The sequence below is a fragment of the Labrys sp. (in: a-proteobacteria) genome (genome assembly GCF_047605565.1).
Taxonomy (GTDB): domain Bacteria; phylum Pseudomonadota; class Alphaproteobacteria; order Rhizobiales; family Labraceae; genus Labrys; species Labrys neptuniae.
Window position 1 is genome coordinate 1 of sequence record NZ_JASGFM010000003.1, and the last position, 16,465, is coordinate 16,465.

At 65.3% G+C, this 16,465-nt stretch carries 14 protein-coding genes; 6 read left to right on the plus strand and 8 right to left on the minus strand.

What is annotated here, in order from left to right; genetic code table 11:
- Nucleotides 1–715: 715 nt before the first annotated feature.
- Both QM672_RS03835 and QM672_RS03840 read right to left on the minus strand, forming a co-directional pair.
- On the minus strand, nt 716–1,903 hold the full coding sequence (locus tag QM672_RS03835) for a DUF2778 domain-containing protein (RefSeq protein ID WP_415080742.1): 1,188 nt from the start codon (nt 1,901–1,903) through the stop codon (nt 716–718).
- A gap of 415 nt (nt 1,904–2,318) precedes the next feature.
- Nucleotides 2,319–3,740: a PLP-dependent aminotransferase family protein gene (locus tag QM672_RS03840; RefSeq protein ID WP_415080744.1), complete on the minus strand. Its 1,422-nt coding sequence runs from the start codon at nt 3,738–3,740 to the stop codon at nt 2,319–2,321.
- Between the two features lie 156 nt (nt 3,741–3,896).
- On the opposite strand from QM672_RS03840, the gene QM672_RS03845 reads away from it, so the two are divergent.
- Both QM672_RS03845 and QM672_RS03850 read left to right on the plus strand, forming a co-directional pair.
- Complete coding sequence (locus QM672_RS03845) at nt 3,897–4,316, plus strand: DUF983 domain-containing protein (RefSeq protein ID WP_394315621.1); 420 nt, start codon at nt 3,897–3,899, stop codon at nt 4,314–4,316.
- A gap of 128 nt (nt 4,317–4,444) precedes the next feature.
- The gene (locus tag QM672_RS03850; RefSeq protein ID WP_415080746.1) at nt 4,445–5,353 is read left to right on the plus strand and encodes a hypothetical protein; all 909 of its coding nucleotides are present in this window, start codon (nt 4,445–4,447) and stop codon (nt 5,351–5,353) included.
- 4 nt (nt 5,354–5,357) lie between these two features.
- On the opposite strand, the gene QM672_RS03855 is transcribed toward QM672_RS03850, so the two are convergent.
- Nucleotides 5,358–6,815, minus strand: a complete 1,458-nt coding sequence (locus tag QM672_RS03855) for a DHA2 family efflux MFS transporter permease subunit (protein ID WP_311944252.1) — start codon at nt 6,813–6,815, stop codon at nt 5,358–5,360.
- 406 nt (nt 6,816–7,221) lie between these two features.
- On the opposite strand from QM672_RS03855, the gene QM672_RS03860 reads away from it, so the two are divergent.
- The 3 genes from QM672_RS03860 (at nt 7,222) to QM672_RS03870 (ending at nt 9,062) form a co-directional block, all read left to right on the plus strand.
- Nucleotides 7,222–7,401, plus strand: a complete 180-nt coding sequence (locus QM672_RS03860; protein ID WP_394315617.1) for a hypothetical protein — start codon at nt 7,222–7,224, stop codon at nt 7,399–7,401.
- Nucleotides 7,402–7,696: 295 nt separating this feature from the next.
- On the plus strand, nt 7,697–8,233 hold the full coding sequence (locus QM672_RS03865) for an HNH endonuclease (protein WP_311944254.1): 537 nt from the start codon (nt 7,697–7,699) through the stop codon (nt 8,231–8,233).
- A 103-nt stretch (nt 8,234–8,336) separates the two neighbouring features.
- Nucleotides 8,337–9,062 carry a haloacid dehalogenase type II gene (locus tag QM672_RS03870; protein WP_311944256.1) on the plus strand — a complete coding sequence of 242 codons (726 nt, stop codon included), beginning with the start codon at nt 8,337–8,339 and terminating at the stop codon, nt 9,060–9,062.
- Nucleotides 9,063–9,070: 8 nt separating this feature from the next.
- Here QM672_RS03870 and QM672_RS03875 read toward each other — a convergent pair whose 3' ends face one another.
- Nucleotides 9,071–10,108: an aldo/keto reductase gene (locus tag QM672_RS03875; RefSeq protein ID WP_311944258.1), complete on the minus strand. Its 1,038-nt coding sequence runs from the start codon at nt 10,106–10,108 to the stop codon at nt 9,071–9,073.
- Nucleotides 10,109–10,200: 92 nt separating this feature from the next.
- A complete protein-coding gene (locus QM672_RS03880; RefSeq protein ID WP_311944259.1) occupies nt 10,201–11,085 on the minus strand; it encodes a LysR family transcriptional regulator ArgP in 885 nt (294 codons plus the stop codon).
- A 108-nt stretch (nt 11,086–11,193) separates the two neighbouring features.
- Here QM672_RS03880 and QM672_RS03885 point away from each other — a divergent pair, with 108 nt between their 5' ends.
- Nucleotides 11,194–11,805, plus strand: coding sequence for a LysE/ArgO family amino acid transporter (locus QM672_RS03885; RefSeq protein WP_415081131.1), 612 nt, complete (start codon nt 11,194–11,196; stop codon nt 11,803–11,805).
- Nucleotides 11,806–12,145: 340 nt separating this feature from the next.
- Here QM672_RS03885 and QM672_RS03890 read toward each other — a convergent pair whose 3' ends face one another.
- The 3 genes from QM672_RS03890 to kdpC all read right to left on the minus strand — a co-directional run bounded on the left by QM672_RS03890 (nt 12,146) and on the right by kdpC (nt 16,405).
- The gene (locus QM672_RS03890) at nt 12,146–12,826 is read right to left on the minus strand and encodes a response regulator (protein WP_394314213.1); all 681 of its coding nucleotides are present in this window, start codon (nt 12,824–12,826) and stop codon (nt 12,146–12,148) included.
- A 99-nt stretch (nt 12,827–12,925) separates the two neighbouring features.
- Nucleotides 12,926–15,595 carry a DUF4118 domain-containing protein gene (locus tag QM672_RS03895; protein WP_415080751.1) on the minus strand — a complete coding sequence of 890 codons (2,670 nt, stop codon included), beginning with the start codon at nt 15,593–15,595 and terminating at the stop codon, nt 12,926–12,928.
- Between the two features lie 204 nt (nt 15,596–15,799).
- On the minus strand, nt 15,800–16,405 hold the full coding sequence (kdpC, locus tag QM672_RS03900; protein ID WP_311937467.1) for a potassium-transporting ATPase subunit KdpC: 606 nt from the start codon (nt 16,403–16,405) through the stop codon (nt 15,800–15,802).
- Nucleotides 16,406–16,465 lie beyond the last annotated feature (60 nt).

Consider the following 16,465-nt stretch of genomic DNA (forward strand, 5'->3'; position numbering starts at 1 on the left):
GCCGTGCCGATCGATGTGGAACTCAAGCCGGTTTCCTCCTTCACGCGTTCTTGTTCGAATGCAATTCCCGGACCAGACGAGCGCGGGGCGACGCCACGATGGCCGGTCGGCCTATGCGGGGGATGGCCCGCATGCAAAACGGGTACTTGGCCTGCTGCTCATCGTCCGCGCGGGGGCGCAGGCAAAGGCAAGCAGACATGACCTAGCGAGTAGCGTGCCGCGGCGCGTTCAAGGGCCTGAGGCGAGAGAGTGCAGCGTTCCGGTCTCCCTTGGCCAGCATGCACTCGAAGAATTGATTTAGCTCTATTGATTGCAGCTATGATCCATCAGGATAGAAGCCCTTGGAAGTGGCTCCCGATCGGAAGGACTTCCGCGCCAGATGTGATAATGCCTGTGTAGCGCGGTGGGCAGGGGCTGCGAATATTGCGGTGCCGGCATCAATACGATGCGGCTACTCGGCCGGTGCAGCCAAGGTGCGAGCCGGATCTGCCAGATTGAATGACAGGCTGTGATCCTAAAGCAAAAAGTGCTTACTCACGAGAGCCATCCCGGACGCACTGCAGCATGCAGCGATGCGGTGCAGATCCAGGATGACCAAAAGGTGAGTAATGAAAGCAAAAGCGTTCGGGCGCAAACGCTTCCTTATCTGCGTGCTTTGGTTCGAAGTCGCTTCGCGATCGACGCTTGCCTTCCGTAGCAAAAGGCTTCGGCAGGCTCAGCGCCCGGACGCAAACCACCAGCGGCTCTTGTTGCGCGAGGCGATCTGGTTGCTCGCCTTGCCGTTCCCGGTGACGACCACCAGCCTGTTGACCTCGCCATTGCGATAGGCGCGCAGGAAGCGGGCATAGTCCTTGAAGGAGACGCAGCCATTCGAATCGCCGCGCGGCCCGAGCATGTAGGTATGCGCCAGCAGGCCGTCGCGTCCGAGCACGGTGCCCGATCCGTTGGCAGGGATCATGCGCAGGGCGGCAACGCCATGGAACAGGGCTTCGCGCGGCTTGAGGTCATAGGTCTGCGGCGGCGTGGCGCCCCGGTTCTTCACATGCACCGAGCCGGGATCGTCGAGATAGGGGCCGAGGCCGGAATGGGCTTCGAGACGCTCGCCACTGGGCAGATAGACCGTGCGGGCGGAGATATCGTAGATGGCGGTGCGATTGCCGGCCATCGGGCGCGACAGCGGAGGCTCGATGGCGGGCCGGTCGAGGGGGCGTGCCTCATCCGGGTCGATGGAGGCGAGGGCCGTCAGGGGGATGGCCGGCCGGGTGGGCGGCAGCGGGACCAGATCGGCCGGATCGTTCTCGGCCAGGCCAGCGCCGATTTGACCCTCGGCGATCTGGCCGCCGTCGAGGGGGCGGATCGGCGGCAGGGGTAGGGCTTCGGCTGCGGTATCAGGCACGCTGCCGGTGGCGACGACATCCGGGGCCGCCGCTTCCGCCGGCGGCGAGGGCAAGGCCGCGACCGTCTGCACGGAACGGATGACGGGGAGGGCCTCATGCGTGCCGTCGTCATCAGGGGCAAAGGCCATCAGGCTGGCGAGCATGGGGGCAGACGGGTGAACGCGGCCGTCTGCGGCTGGCAGGCGCACACCCTGCGCGATTTCGGGACCGGTGTTGTCGGTTGCCGGTTTGGGTGCGGCGGCGGCAACCTCATGTTCCACCGGCAGTGGCGCTGGCCGGAGCACGCTCGCCTGTACCAGGGCCTTGGGCGCAAAGGGATCCTCGGCGCGCAGATGCAGATGGGAAGGCTTGGAAGCGGAGACCATCGAAGGCGCTACCAGTGCGACCGCCGTCCAGGTCGCGGCAGCAGCCCCGAAGCACAGGCCCGCAAGCGCCATCCAGCCGGTGGTGTTCCGGCGAGGCCTGCGGCTTCGGACATAGCTGCCGGTGGAACGGGCGTGGGTCATGCTACTCGCTTCCGGGTGGCCAGGCGGCCTTGCGGCGCGAGGACCCCAAGACGCGTCGAACCAAAGAGCTAGAGCAAAAAAGCGTTCACGCCTGAACGCGCTTTGCTCTAGGGGTGGGTACTGTTTGCGGGTGGTTGCGAGGGGGAACGCCCAGCGCCGTCGATCCGCCGACCGACGCGCAAATCTTTGCCCAATCTTGGTAACCAAACCCTTTACGCACGGGCCCGGATTGTCCCGTTCGCGTAATTGCGCGGTTGGTTGGATGTGGAGAGCATGGAAGTATCAGCCTCACGGCTCTATCCGATGATGGAGCGGGGCTGACATCTCGCCGATCGGCGCATGCTTCGTTTCTACGATGTCAGCCGGAGGCTGACACTCCGCATGGATGTGTCTCTTCGTTCTAACACGCCCTCGGTCAGACGATTCCCGGCACGCCCTCCGGTGGTACCGAAAGCAGGGCTGCCAGCGTGTTGAGGCCTTGGCGCAGGGCGTCGTGGCTCGGTGCCGCACCGAGCGAGATGCGCAACGCCGGCGGCGGGGCGCCGACTGCGAAGGCAGCGCTGCCGACCAGGGCGAGCCCGGCTTTGCGGGCGACGGCGCTGAGATCGGCCCCGACCCAGGCCGGCGGCAAGCTCAGCCAGAGATGGTGCGCATCCGCGGCCGCGCGATAGGTGAAGCCATTCAGCGCCGTCGCGGCGATGGCCTGGCGTGCATGGTTCTCGCGCCGGATGGCGGACGTCAGGCGGGCCATGGTGCCGTCCTTGATCCAGGCGGTCGCCAGGCCGGACATCAACGGGGGCGCCATCAGATTGATGATCCGGGTCTGGGCCGTGATTTCGAGCGCCTCGGCCTGGCCCGGCGTGGCGACATAGGCCAACCTCAGGGCGGGCGTCGCGCATTTGGACAACGTGGCGACGTGCCAGCTTCGTTCGGGGGCAAGGGCTGCAAGCGGGGCCGGCGCGTGTTCGGGCAGCGCGCCATAGGCATCGTCCTCGATGAAGGCGACATCGTACCTGCGGGCGATGGCGACCAAGGCCTGCCGCCGCTCGGCGGGCAAGGTCGCGGTGGTCGGGTTGTCGAGCGTCGGCACGCAATAGAGCGCTTTCGGCCGGTTGGCACGGCAGAGCGCTTCGAAATCGTCCGGCAGGAGGCCGTTCTGGTCGGTGCGCACCGCCGCTAGCCTCACGCCGCAGCGAGCGGCCACCGAACGCAGACCGGGATAGGTAACTTCGGGCGCCGCCAGCACCGATCCCGGTTCGAGCAGGGCCGAAACCACGGCGAAGAGAGCCGCTTGCGAACCCGAAGTCACGACCAGCCGCTCCGGCGCCACCGGACCGAGGCGGGGCGCCAGGAAACGGGCGCCGGCTGCACGGTCGCCGGGAATGCCGGCATTGTCCTGGTAATGCAGCCGCGCCAACGCATGGGGGGAGGCAAGGACGGTGGCGATGCCTTCGGCGATCGCCTCGCGCAGGCCGGCTTCGGCCGGCTGGGGCGGCATGTTCATGCTCAGATCGATCAGGGCCGTCGCCTCGGCCGGGCGGTGCTCGTCGACGATGATCCGGGCAGGCACGGTCCGGGAGGGGCTGACGATGGTGCCGCGTTTGGTGTTGCCCTCCACCAGCCCGGCGCGCCGGACCTCGTTGAACGCTCGCGTCACCGTGGTGAGGTCGACGCCGAGTGCCTTGGCGAGCTGGCGCTGGGGCGGCAATTGCACGCCCGCTGCCAGGCGTCCGGAGCGGATGTCGGCCGACAGCGCCTGGGCGATGGCGAGATATTTGGGTGCATCGCGGGCCAGTTCGGCGGGGAGCCAGAATGCCGCAGGCGAATTGTCTTGCATTTGTATGCCTACAATAATACAAAGCGTGTGTTGATTGACCCAGAAAATCGCAAAATTCTTCGATTCCAGGTCGATCCCTTGATTCTTGATGGCAGGATAGTCACATTTGTATGGAAATTCAATCCATACATTCTGCCGGAACGAAGGAGCCCTTCGATGGAAGAACAATCGGCAGCCTCTCAATCGATCTGGCGCTGCGGTATGCGTGGCCGTTGCCCGCGCTGCGGACACGGCAAGCTCTTCAACGGCTTCCTGACGCTTGCTCCCAAATGCAATGCCTGCGGGCTCGATTACTCCTTTGCCGACCCGGCTGACGGCCCGGCCTTCTTCGTGATGATGACCATGGCCTTTCCGGCCACCGGCTTCGGCATGTGGATGGAACTGAGCTTCGAGCCGCCGCTCTGGGTGCATTTCGTCACCACATTGCCCTTCCTGCTGCTCTCCTGCATTCCCATCCTGCGTCCGATCAAGGGCGTATTGGTGGCGAGCCAGTACATCAACAAGGCGGAGGAGGGGCGCCTGGTGCTGCAGGACGAAGCCCCGCACGAGCAGCCGCGCCTGGCCCGACAGAGCTGACGGGCCCGATTGCCTCACCCGGTCGCAATGGGCCAGAATGACGCTTCTTCCGGTGCAAACGCATTCGTGACCGAGCGCTGGGTTGCGCCGGTCTTGGGTTCGATACCTGAAACAGCGGGGCTCGCCTCATGTATTCGTCCTTCGCCGTTCCGGTGTCGCCGCGCGGTTTCCATGACCGGATCTATGCCGGCGAGATCGCTCGCTTTGGCGGGCTCTCGCCGATGCAGGCATTGGTAGCCTTCACCCGAGACCTGCTGGAAGAGGCCTTCCTTCCGCACCAGCCGCCGGAGATTCATCGTCATCTGTCTCACGACCGGCAGGTCGAGGAGTTTTCCCGGCTGCAGAAGGCGTTCGTCCAATCGGCGGAAGTCAAGCGCCTGTGGAGCGAGGTTTTCGCGGTGCTCGGGCTCGATCCGGAGAAGCTCGCGCGTGACCGGCTGCATCTCCGCTTCCAGCCTCACCAGGCGCCCGAAGCGAACCTGCCGAGGGCTCGCAGCACCGCCACCATCGCCTTTCACCGCGACACCTGGGGCTCCAATCTGTATGCCCAGACCAATTGGTGGGCGCCGATCTATCCGATCACGGCCGGGCGCACCTTCGCGATCTATCCGGATCTGTGGACCCGGGCGGTGCCCAATACCAGCGCCTCCTTCGATTTGGAGGCCGTGCTGGCCCGCGCCAAGATCGCCGGCCGCCATGCCGTCGATGCCGACGATGCCATTCCGCATCTGAGCGGGGCCGTGGATGTCGGGGCCGTCGAACCGGTGGTGGTCGAGCCAGGCGAGGTGATCGCCTTCTCCAGCGCGCATGCCCATGCCGGCGTGCCCAACAGCACCGACTTCACGCGCATTTCGCTGGAGACGAGGACGCTGTGGATCGAGGATGTCGCGGCCGGACGCGGCGCCCCCAATGTCGACGGCGATGCGCCCTGGATGGCCCCCGGCTGGTTTAGGCGCGTCAGCGACGGTGCCAGGCTGACGGAACTCCTGGGCCTCAACGCCCTCGAGCCTTACCGGCGCGAAAGCCCGGCGGCCTGACGTCTCACGTCGCCTGTTCGGCCTCGTGCCGCTTGCGGTGGCCGCTCATCGAGGCCCCCGCATTGTAAGGCAGCTTGGCGTTCACCGGCGAAGCCAGCAGGGAGATCGCGGTGACGAACAGGAAGGCCATCGAGAAATCCGTCAGCGTAGCGTGCTCATGGCCCAGGACCAGCTTCGAGCCGGTCAGAGCGAGGGCGCCGGCGCAGATGCCGAACGATAGCATCAACTGCTGGAAGGTGGTGTAGAAGCTGTTGGCCGAGGAGGTGCGGGTTGGCGGAATGTCGTCGTAGCAGACGGTGTTGTAGGCGGTGAACTGCAGCGACATCGAGAAACCGCAGACCAGCAGCACGGCGAAGATGGCCCAATGCGGCCAGTCGGGGCGGAACAGGGCACAGGCTGCATAGAGCAGGCTGGAAAAGATGCTGTTCCAGATCAGCGTGGTGCGGAAGCCGAAGCGCTTGAGGATCGGCTTGGCCGCCGCCTTCATCAGCATCGAGCCGCAGGCGGTGGCAAGGGTGAGCAGGCCGCTTTCCGCCGCCGACATGCCGAAGCCGATCTGCATCATCAGCGGCAGCAGGAAAGGCTGGGCGCCCTGGGTGATGCGCGAAAGCGAGCCGGCGACCAGCGAGATGCGAAAGGTGCGCACCCGCATCAGGCTGAGGTCGAGGATCGGGGCGAAGTCGCGCGGCTTGCGAGCATGGACGACATAGATCGCACCACTGACCAGGCCGATCACCAGGAGGGCGATGGCGAGCGGCGCCTCCTCGGCGCTGCCGCGGCTGGTCATTTCGAAGCCGAACAGCAGGCAGGCGAGCGAAATGCCGGAGAGCACGAATCCCTTCATGTCGAAGGGCTCGCGCTTGTCTTCCTTCATGTTGGGAATGAAAATCTGGGTCAGCACCAGGCCGAGCAGGCCGATCGGGATGTTGATGTAGAAGATCCAGCGCCAGTCGAGGAAGGTGACGATGAAACCGCCGACCGGCGGGCCGAGGATCGGGCCGATCAGCGCCGGCACCAGCAGCCATCCCATGGCGGAGACGAGGTCCGACTTGTCGACGGTGCGCAGCAGTACCAGGCGGCCGACCGGCACCATCATCGCCCCGCCCGCGCCCTGCAGGAGCCGCGCGGCGACCAGGACGGGCAGAGTCGGCGCCCAGGCGCACAGGATCGAGCCCAGCATGAACACCGCGATGGCGATGGAAAACACGCTGCGGGCGCCATAGCGGTCGGCGATCTTGCCACTGGCGGGAATCAGCACGGCCAGGCTGAGCAGATAGGACGTCAGAGCGATGCTCATATGCGCAGGCGAGACGTCGAAGGATTTGGCCATGGTCGGCAGGGCTGTCGCCAGGATGGTGGCGTCGAGCTGTTCCATGAACATGGCGCTGGCAATGATCAGCGCGGTGGTTCTGAAATTGGGCCGTGCCATCCGGGGCATCAGGCCAGCGGTCACTTCGGACATTGGAGCAGGCAATTCATGACAAGGCCCGTCCCGAGGGGCGGGCCAAAATGGTGGCCGACTCGACGCCGGTCATGACGCTTGATTGGTTATAGGCACGCTTTTGTTCTGACGAAATGGCAAAAGTAGGGAGAGGCAACATATAGTTTCGCATAGCTGAATCGCGCTGCGCGAGACACAGGTCGCTTGGCAGGCCGGATGCGCTACTGCCGGATGTTCCCAATATCTTATCCAGGGATATAAGATATTATCCATTTGGATCGCTCTCCTTGGAAAAGAGCTCGATTCTTCCGAAATTTTTGCTGTTTTTGCGCAGTGATGGTGCTTTCTCGCTTGATTTTTGTCGTTTTCGGGCGGCATAAGCCTAGTCATCGGGAAGGGGATGGGCCTCTTCCTTCAAGAGCCGGACATGCCGTTGCCGACCCATTTCGACATCTTTGCGTTTGCGGATGACGCCTCCTCCCTGCCGGCTTGCATGCCGGGCATGGGCGTGGCTACCCGCAGCCAATGCAAAGGTGCCGGCCGCGACCTGTCGAATGCGAACCGTATGATCGTCGCCCGACTGGCGCAGGATCACACGAGAATCTGAACCGGCGGCAGGGCAGTCCCCTCCGCCTTGATGGCAGGAGGGTATGTACGCCCGCGACACACTCCAGACAATCCGGACAGTCGGCATGCTCCGCATGCCAGTGCGTGACCGCGTGCACATCATCGTGCTGTCATCATTCCGTCTTTTCGTTGCCGGACAACTGTCCAGCTAGACCAGCCAACGGGGCTGGCGGGAGTCAGACAGCGAAAACCAGAAGCACCAGAAGCCGGCCGGGCGACCGGTCATCCATTCCTCCAACCAGTGTTAACTCCAGGAGTCGAGCGTTGAGGTAGTCATGTCGTCCCACCCTGCTTTGATATTGAATGCCGATTTCAGACCCTTGCGGTATTTTCCGCTGTCGCTGCTGTCGTGGCAGGATGCGCTGAGGGCCGTGTTTCTCGACCGCGTGAGCGTGGTGGCGGAATATGATGCCGTGGTGCGCAGCCCGTCGACGACGATGCGTCTGCCCTCGGTGGTTGCCTTGCGCGACTACCAGAAGGTGGAGCGCATGGTGCCGTTCACCCGTTTCAACCTGTTCTTGCGCGACGGCTTCACCTGCCAATATTGCGGCGATGGTTTCCAGGCCCGCGATCTGCAGTTCGAGCATGTGGTTCCCCGCTCCAAGGGCGGGGCGACCTCGTGGGAGAACATCGTCGCGGCCTGCGGCGACTGCAATGCCCGCAAGGCCGACCGCATGGACATGAAGCCCTTGCGCCAGCCGGCGCGGCCTTCGCCCTGGGAACTCCTGGAGGCGAGCCGGCATTATCCGCACAACTATCTGCACGAAAGCTGGGTCGACTATCTCTACTGGGACAGCGAACTGGTTTCGTGACAACCAAAAGGACAGGGAGGGCGGTGGCGACACCGCCCTCCTTGCGTTTGCGGCATGGGCGTCACGGCGTCTGCTGAATTCAGGGATTTTCGAGGAGGAACCAATGCCGGAACTGGCGGACTTCAAGGTCTTGACCTTCGATTGCTATGGCACGCTGATCGACTGGGAAACCGGCATCTGGAATGCGCTCCAGCCCCTGCTCAGTGCCGGCGGGCGGGTGATCGGCCGCGAGGAGGCGCTCGCTGCCTTCGCCCGCCGCGAGACCGAGCAGGAGCTCCAGACGCCTTCGCTGCTCTATTCGTCCCTGCTTTCAGTCACCCATGCGCGGCTGGCGCAGGATTGGGGCATTGCCGCCCATGCCGACCTGCATGAGCGTTTCGGCGCCTCCGTGCCGGACTGGCCTGCCTTTCCGGATTCGGCGGGGGCGCTCTCCTATCTCAAGCGCCACTACCGGCTGGTCGTGCTCTCCAATGTCGATCGCCGCAGCTTCGCGGCCAGCAATACCAAGCTCGGTGGCCTTTTCGATGCGGTCTACACCGCCGAGGATGTCGGTTCCTACAAGCCGGACCCGCGCAATTTCAGCTACCTGCTCGAGCATCTGTCGCTGCAGTTCGGTCTCGAGCCGGCCGATGTCCTGCACACCGCCCAGAGCCTGCACCATGATCATATGCCGGCGGCCCGTATCGGCCTGGCGCGAGCCTGGATCGACCGCCGCGCCGGCAAGCAGGGCGGTGCCACCTTGGTGGTGGAAGGCGTGCCGGAGCCGGATTTTCACTTCCACAGCCTCGACGCATTGGCCGAGGCGCATCGCAAGGATCCTGCCGGCTGAGGGCGACCCTATGGCGCCCTCGCATCGATCAGCCCCTGCTGGCGCAGATCGCTCCAGAAGGCGTCGGGAATGGCGACACCCAGCAGGCTGACATTCTCGGCCGCCTGTTCCGGCGTAACGGCGCCCGAGATCACGCTCGCCACGATCGGGTGGCGCAGCACGAACTGGAAGGCTGCCGCCTTGAGCGGCACCTTGTGGGCAGCGCAGACGGCCTCGATCTTGCGCACCTTCTCGATGATCTCCGGGGCGGCCGGGGTGTAGCGATAATAGGGCGTGGGCACGCCGGCACCGGTGGCGAGAATGCCGGAGGCGAAGGGCGAGCCGATCACCACGCCGACGCCGCGCTCCTGGCAGAGCGGGAATTCGAGGTCGAGCGGGCCCTGGTCGATCAGCGTGTAGGGCATGGCGACCAGGAAGAAATCGAGGTCGAAGCGCTTGAGCATTTCGGGAATGGTGCCGAGCACGTTGACGCCGGCGCCGATGCCCTGGATCTCGCCGTAGTGCTTGAGCATTTCGAGCGCCCGCCAGCCCGAGCGCTCCAGGTCGAGGAAATGCTGGGCGACGAGGTCGGCCGAGCCGACATGCGGAACGTCGAGGTCATGGATGAGCAGGAGGTCGATACGGTTGATGCCGAGCCGCATCTGGCTCTGCTCATAGGCGCGCATCACGCCGTCATAGGTGTAGTCGAAACGCTCCTGGAAGGAGAGGCCGCCATACCAGAACGGTCCCTTGAAAGTATCGACGTCCTTGGGTCGGTGGAAGGTGCGCCCGATCTTGGTGGAGAGGATGAAGTCCGAGCGCGGCCTCTGCCGCAGCGCCTCGCCGAAGCGCAGTTCGCTGAGGCCGCGGCCATACCAGGGCGAAGTGTCGAAATAGCGGATGCCGGCGTCCCAGGCGCCCCTGAAGGTGGCGCGAACCTTGTCCTCGTCGAGGTTCTCGAACATGTCCCCCATCGGGCCGCCGCCGAGGCCGACGGGCGTGAGCATGACGGAGGTCTTGCCGAGCCGGCGGGGCGCGGCATTGCCGGGCATGATGGGGAGTTGCATGGATTTCCGTCCCTGACGTCCTGAAGGTTGGATTCTGATTTGTCCGACAATGGTAGTGGCAAACTCCGTCCTGTCCAGAGGCCATGGCACCATTATGCCTGTTCCAGCCTCGCCCGCGCCGTACGCAGGATGGAGGCGGTGATGTCCTGGAGGCCCTTTTCCACGGCCCGGCTCCAATGCCAGTAGAGCGGCACCAGCAGACGCGAGCCGGGATGTATGGTGACGAGAGACCCCTCGTCGAGATAGGGAGACACCAGCGACAGCGGGTTCATGCCCCAGCCGAGCCCGGCCAGGGCAGCGTCGACGAAGCCGCGCGAGGAGGGGATCCAGTGGCTGGGCCGGCTTATGGGCCGGCCAAAGGTCTCGACCAGCCAGCGGTCCTGCAAGGCGTCCTTGATATCGAAGGTGAGGCAGGGGGCCTGCCGCAGAGCCTCCTCGCTGAGACCGTCGGGAAACCAGCGCCTGACGAAGGCGGGACTGGCCGTGGCGACATAGGTCTGCACGCCCAATGCGCGGCTGCCGCAGCCCTGGAAGGGGCCCGGTGCCATGGCGACTGCCGCGCTGACCTCGCCGCGTCGCAGCCATTCGGCGGTGTTGCTCTCATCGTCGAGCACCAGATCGAACAGGCGCCCCTCCAGCCCCGACAGGGCAGGGAGGAACCAGGTTGCCAGGCTGTCGGCATTGACGGCGATACGCACGGTAGGGGCAGCCCCCGACGGCATCAGGCCGCCAAGTTCGCTGCGCAGCGCATGCTCCATCAGGCCGACTTCCTCGGCATGGCGGCACAGCCGCCTGCCGGCCGATGTCGCCGTGCAGGGTTGGCCCCTGACGACCAGGCCGGTGCCGAGGCGCTCTTCCAGGAGCTTGACCCGCTGCGAAATCGCCGAGGGCGTCACCCCGATCTCCTGCGCCGCCTTGTCGAAGGAGCCGCTACGCACCACGGCGGCCAGGGCTTCCAGCAGGGCGTAATCCAGCATCGGATTAATTTTCCTAATCTAGAGATAGATTAATTAAATTCTCTAATTTCATCGGTGCGTGTAGTCAAACGCCGCCGCGACCAGTGGGTCGGATCGGGACAGCCCGTGATGGGGGAGACCATGACCAACGCGCTCATATCCGGATTTCTGCTCGGCCTCAGCCTGATCGTGGCGATCGGCGCGCAGAACGCCTTCGTGCTGCGGCAGGGCCTCAGGCGCGAGCATGTGTTCTGGGTCTGCCTCGTCTGCGCCCTGTCGGATGCCGTGCTGATCAGCGTCGGCGTTGCCGGCTTCCAGGCTGTCGGCGTAGCCGTGCCCTGGATCGAACCGGTGATGCGCTATGGCGGCGCCGCCTTCCTCATCCTGTACGGTCTCCGCAGCTTCCGCTCGGCGCTTGCCGATCATGGCGGGCTCGATCCGGCCGAGGGTACGGGGCTTGGACTTGGCCGGGCGCTCGCCACCTGCCTCGCCTTCACCTGGCTCAACCCGCATGTCTATCTCGACACGGTGGTGCTGCTCGGCTCGATCTCCACGCAATATCAGGGGGCCAAGCTCGCCTTCGGTGCCGGTGCGGTCACCGCCTCCTTCCTGTTCTTCTTCTCGCTCGGCTATGGCGCGCGCCTGCTGCGCCCGCTTTTCGCCCGGCCCGGCGCCTGGCGGGTGCTGGACGGGCTGATCGGCATGACCATGTGCGGGCTGGCGCTGAAGCTGGTAATGTGAGGGCATTGGGAGCCGGCCCTCGGACCGGGCTGGACCCGCGGCTTTTCCGGCAAAGGACGCCTTGAGAAGGAGGTGCTCTTTCTTCCCTTATTTCGTAGCCCCTCACCCTTACCCTCTCCCCGTAAGAACGGGGCGAGGGGGACGCAAGCGTCTCGACTTGTCTTCGAGACAGACACTCATCTCGCCCGACGGTTGGGCGAGATGAGACCGTGTCGGCAAAAACGAGTCGTCGAAGTTCCCCTCGCCCTGTTCTTACGGGGAGAGGGTAAGGGTGAGGGGCTGCGTTACTGATCAAACAAAGTACTTATTCTTTGGCCGGCCCGAAGACCGGCCCCCGCGCTCACTCCTCGTCCTTCAGGCGATAGCCGATGCCGGCTTCTGTCTGGATGATGCGGGGATTGGCCGGGTCGCGCTCGATCTTGGCCCTGAGCTGGCCGATGAAGACGCGCAGGTAATGCAGGTCCTCGGCATGCGCCGTGCCCCACACCGAGGTCAGCAACTGGCGGTGGGTGACGACGCGGCCGGCATGACGCGCCAGCATGGCGAGCAGGTCATATTCCTTGGGCGTGACGCGGATGGCCTCGCCGTCCCGGCTCACCAGCCGCTTCAGCGTATCGATCACCAGGCCGTCGCTCTCGAAGCGGGTGGCATTGCCCTCCTCATGGGCCCGATGGCGCAGGGCGGTGCGGATGCGGGCGATCAATTCGCCGATACCGAAGGGCTTTTCGACGTAATCGTCGGCACCGAGGTCGAGCGCGGCGATCTTCTCGCTCTCCCGATCCCGGGCCGACAAGACGATTACGGGTACTTTCGACCATTCCCGCACCTTGGTGATGATGTCCTTGCCGTCCATGTCGGGCAGGCCAAGGTCGAGAATGACGAGATCCGGCGCGGTGGTGGCGATCAGGCGCATGGCGTCGGTGCCGTTGACGGCCGGCGTCACCTCATAGCCGGCGGCGATCAACGCCGGTTTGAGGAAGCGCTGGATCTGCGGCTCGTCGTCGACAACCAGGATGTGCATAGGGGAGGGAACTCTCATTCACGGGGTGCGGATTTTCGGACTCGCTTTTTCGATGCGCGTCGTCAGGCGGGTCCGAAGACCCGCCCCCCAATGTCTTCATCATGCCTCGGCTGGCAGGCGGATGACAATGCGGGTGCCGCGCTTGCGCACGGCCGGGCTCTCGGCTGTGATGGTGCCGCCCATGGCCTCGATGAAGCCGCGGCTGATCGAGAGCCCGAGGCCGGTGCCTGGTGCCCGGCCGTCGACCTTGCCCCGCCGATAGAATTTGTCGAAGATCTTTTCCAGATCGGCCGGCGGAATGCCCTTGCCCTGGTCGGTGATGGTAACCACCACTTCGTTGTCCTCGCGCCGGGCGAACACGGCGGTCGAGGAATCCTCCCCGCCATATTTGTGGGCATTGTCGAGCAGGTTGAACAGGACCTGGCCGAGCAACGCCTGGTCACCGCGCACCAGCGGCAGGTCGGTTGCCAGGCTGGTCTCGACCAGGCGGGTCGGAAAGGCTTTTCGCGCGCGCTCCACCGCGCCGCGGACGACGTCGGCGACATCGAGGAGGTCGCGTCGTGCATTGAGGGCGCCGGCCTCCAGGCGGCTCATGTCGAGGAGATTGGCGACGAAGCGGCTCAGCCTGGCTGCTTCCTCCTCGATGGAGGCGAGCAGGTCGTCGCGGCTTTCCTCGTTCATCTTGGTGCCGAGCTGGCGCAGCGTGGTGACGGCCCCTGTAATGGAAGCCAAGGGCGTGCGCAGATCGTGCGAGAGCGAGGAGAGCAGGGCGCTGCGCAGCTTCTCGCTTTCCTCGAGCGCGGCGGTGCGCACATTCTCCTTGGCGAGCTTGGCCCTGTCGATGGCGATGGCGGTCTGGTCGAGAATGGCGACCAGAATACGCTCCTCGGCCGGGGAAAGTGGCTCGGCCCCCTCAGGCTGCGCCAGGCCGAGCACCCCGACGGCGCCATTCGGGGTCAGGATCGGCCTGAACTCGAAGGCGATGTTGGGCAAGGTGCCGGTGCCCCGACCGGCGATCTCCTTCTTCTCGAAGGCCCAGCGCAACGCCGTCATGTCGGTTGAATCGAGGTTGATGTCCGGTGGCCAGGCGGCCGTGACGGTGAGTTCGTCCTCCTGGGGCACGGCGATGACCACCCGTCCGTGCAGCGTCGCCTGCGCATGGGCGACGGCGGCCCAGAGCACGTCGTCCAGGCTGGTGATGCCCGAGAGCTTTCGGGAGAACTCGTAGAGCGACATGATGTTGGCGGCGCGCCGCCCTTCGCCCTCTGCCCGCTCGCGTACCCGGCCGGCAAGGTCGCCCGCCACCACCGCCACGATCAGGAACACCGCCAGGGCGAAGACCTCGTGCGGCTCGGCGATGGTGAAGTTGTAGAGCGGCGGGATGAAGAAGAAATTATAGGCGAAGAAGGACAACACCGCCGCCGTGATGGCACTCCAGCGCCCGACCGTGAGGGCACTGGCGAGCACCGCCATGAGGAAGAGCATGGAAGCGTTGGGCAGATAGACGAAATGCCGGAGGCCGACCCCGATGCCGACGGCGGCCGCCACGCAGCCCACCGCCATGGCGAGGCCGGCGAGCGAGGGCTGCAGGGCAAGCCGGCGCCACCAGCGCCGTGGGGGCGGGGCCTCGGTTCCGGTGTTGGTGATGACGGTGACGTTGATCTCGCCGGAGCGGTGCAGCAGGTCGTCGGCGAGAGAACGCCCGGTGACGCGCTGCCACCAGCTCGCCTTGCCGCTGCCGAGCACGATCTGGGTGACGTTTTCGGCGCTGGCGAGCCTGAGGATCTCGCCGACATAGTCATGGCCGTTGAGCCGCCTGACCTCCGCGCCCAGGCGCTCGGCGAGGCGCAGATTGGCCTCGAGGCCGGCAAGCGCCTCACCGCCGATTTCCTGGCCGGGCCGCTCGACCGTCACGGCCAGCCAATCGGCATTGAGCCCGGTCGCCAGGCGTCCGGCCGCCCGCACCACCTGCTGAGAAAACATGTCGGGCCCGACGCAGACGATCAGTCTGTCGGCCGTTTCCCAGGGCCCTTCGATGGCGTTCTGGCGCAGATAGGCCAGCATCTGGTCGTCGACGCGCTCGGTCGTGCGACGCAAGGCGAGTTCGCGCAAGGCAGTGAGATTGCCGGGCTTGAAGAAGCCGTCGGCAGCGCGCCTCGCATTGTCGGGCAGATAGACCTTGCCGTCCTCCAGGCGCTGGATCAATTCGGTGGGCGTGATGTCGACGACGATGACCTCGTCCGCCTTCTTGATCACGCTGTCCGGCACGCTTTCGCGCACCGTCACGCCGGTGATGCGCGAGACGACGTCGGTGAGGCTTTCCAGGTGCTGGATGTTGAGCGCCGTCCATACGTCGATGCCCGCGCCGATCAGTTCCTCGACATCCTGGTAGCGCTTGGGATGGCGGCTGTCCGTGGCATTGGTGTGGGCGAGTTCGTCGACGATGATCAGGCGCGGCCGGCGGGCGAGCGCAGCGTCGATATCGAACTCCTCGAGCTGGCGGCCGCGATAATCGACCCTGCGCCGCGCCAGCAGCTCGAGCCCGTCCGTCAGGGCGGCGGTTTCGCTGCGGCCATGGGTTTCGACGATGCCGACGACGACGTCGACGCCGGCCTGCTTCTCCCGCCGTGCCCGCGACAGCATGGCATAGGTCTTGCCGACCCCCGGCGCCGCGCCGAGAAACACGGTGAGGCGGCCGCGCCCCTCCCCTCCCGCCAGGCTCAGCAGGGCATTGGGATCGGGACGTCTGTCGGAGGGGCTTACGGGCAAACTTGCTTTCCAGGACTGGCGCCGATGCCTTCTCCACGAAGTGGGGAAGGTGTCATTGCGGAGCAATGACGGATGGGGTGTGGGCCGCTAGCTCTTGCCATCTTGATAGGGAGCATGAGCGGGCCGCACCCCATCCGACCCGACTGCGTCGGGCCACCTTCCCCACTTCGTGGAGAAGGCGCCCGCGCTTGTCCGGCAATCGTGTCACTTCGGCTTCATAGCATCAAGCGCCAGGTTCAGGGCGAGAACATTGACGCGCGGCTCGCCGATCAGGCCGAGGAGCCGGCCCGATGTCTGGCTGTCGACCAGGGCCTTCACGTCGGCTTCCGGCAGGTTGCGGGCCTTGGCGACACGCTGGATCTGCAGGGCGGCGTCGGCCGGCGAGATGTCGGGGTCGAGGCCCGAGCCTGAAGTCGTCACCGCATCGGCGGGAACGGCGCCGGTCACGCCCTGCTTGCGCAGGTCCTCGACCGAGGCGGCGACCCTGTCGGCCAGTGCCTTCGAGGTCGGGCCGAGATTGGAGCCGCTCGAATTGCTCGCATTGTAGGGTTGCGCCACGGTCTTGCTGGCGTCGTTGGGATCGGTGCCCGAGGTTGCCGAGGGCCGGCCCTGGAAATAGCGCTCGGAGGCGAAGTTCTGGCCGATCAGGGACGAACCGATCACCGTGCCATTGCTGGTGATCAGGCTGCCATTGGCCTGGCCGGGGAGGGCGACCTGCGCAATGCCGGTGATGGCGAGCGGATAGAGAATACCCAGCAACAGGGTGAACAGGGCCATCATCACGATGGCGGGGCGAAGATGGATCAACATGGGCTTGCTCCCTTGGAGCGTTGAAGGTTCTACCCTCCCCTGGAGGGGGAGGGTCGGCCA

Coding starts and splice junctions, on each gene's coding strand:
- QM672_RS03860 (WP_394315617.1), top strand. CDS start 7,222: ATGCCGTTGCCGACCCATTTCGACATCTTTGCGTTTGCGGATGACGCC.
- QM672_RS03880 (WP_311944259.1), bottom strand. CDS start 11,085: ATGCTGGATTACGCCCTGCTGGAAGCCCTGGCCGCCGTGGTGCGTAGC.
- QM672_RS03865 (WP_311944254.1), top strand. CDS start 7,697: ATGTCGTCCCACCCTGCTTTGATATTGAATGCCGATTTCAGACCCTTG.
- QM672_RS03835 (WP_415080742.1), bottom strand. CDS start 1,903: ATGACCCACGCCCGTTCCACCGGCAGCTATGTCCGAAGCCGCAGGCCT.
- QM672_RS03875 (WP_311944258.1), bottom strand. CDS start 10,108: ATGCAACTCCCCATCATGCCCGGCAATGCCGCGCCCCGCCGGCTCGGC.
- QM672_RS03855 (WP_311944252.1), bottom strand. CDS start 6,815: ATGTCCGAAGTGACCGCTGGCCTGATGCCCCGGATGGCACGGCCCAAT.
- QM672_RS03840 (WP_415080744.1), bottom strand. CDS start 3,740: ATGCAAGACAATTCGCCTGCGGCATTCTGGCTCCCCGCCGAACTGGCC.
- QM672_RS03850 (WP_415080746.1), top strand. CDS start 4,445: ATGTATTCGTCCTTCGCCGTTCCGGTGTCGCCGCGCGGTTTCCATGAC.
- kdpC (WP_311937467.1), bottom strand. CDS start 16,405: ATGTTGATCCATCTTCGCCCCGCCATCGTGATGATGGCCCTGTTCACC.
- QM672_RS03890 (WP_394314213.1), bottom strand. CDS start 12,826: ATGCACATCCTGGTTGTCGACGACGAGCCGCAGATCCAGCGCTTCCTC.
- QM672_RS03885 (WP_415081131.1), top strand. CDS start 11,194: ATGGGGGAGACCATGACCAACGCGCTCATATCCGGATTTCTGCTCGGC.
- QM672_RS03845 (WP_394315621.1), top strand. CDS start 3,897: ATGGAAGAACAATCGGCAGCCTCTCAATCGATCTGGCGCTGCGGTATG.
- QM672_RS03870 (WP_311944256.1), top strand. CDS start 8,337: ATGCCGGAACTGGCGGACTTCAAGGTCTTGACCTTCGATTGCTATGGC.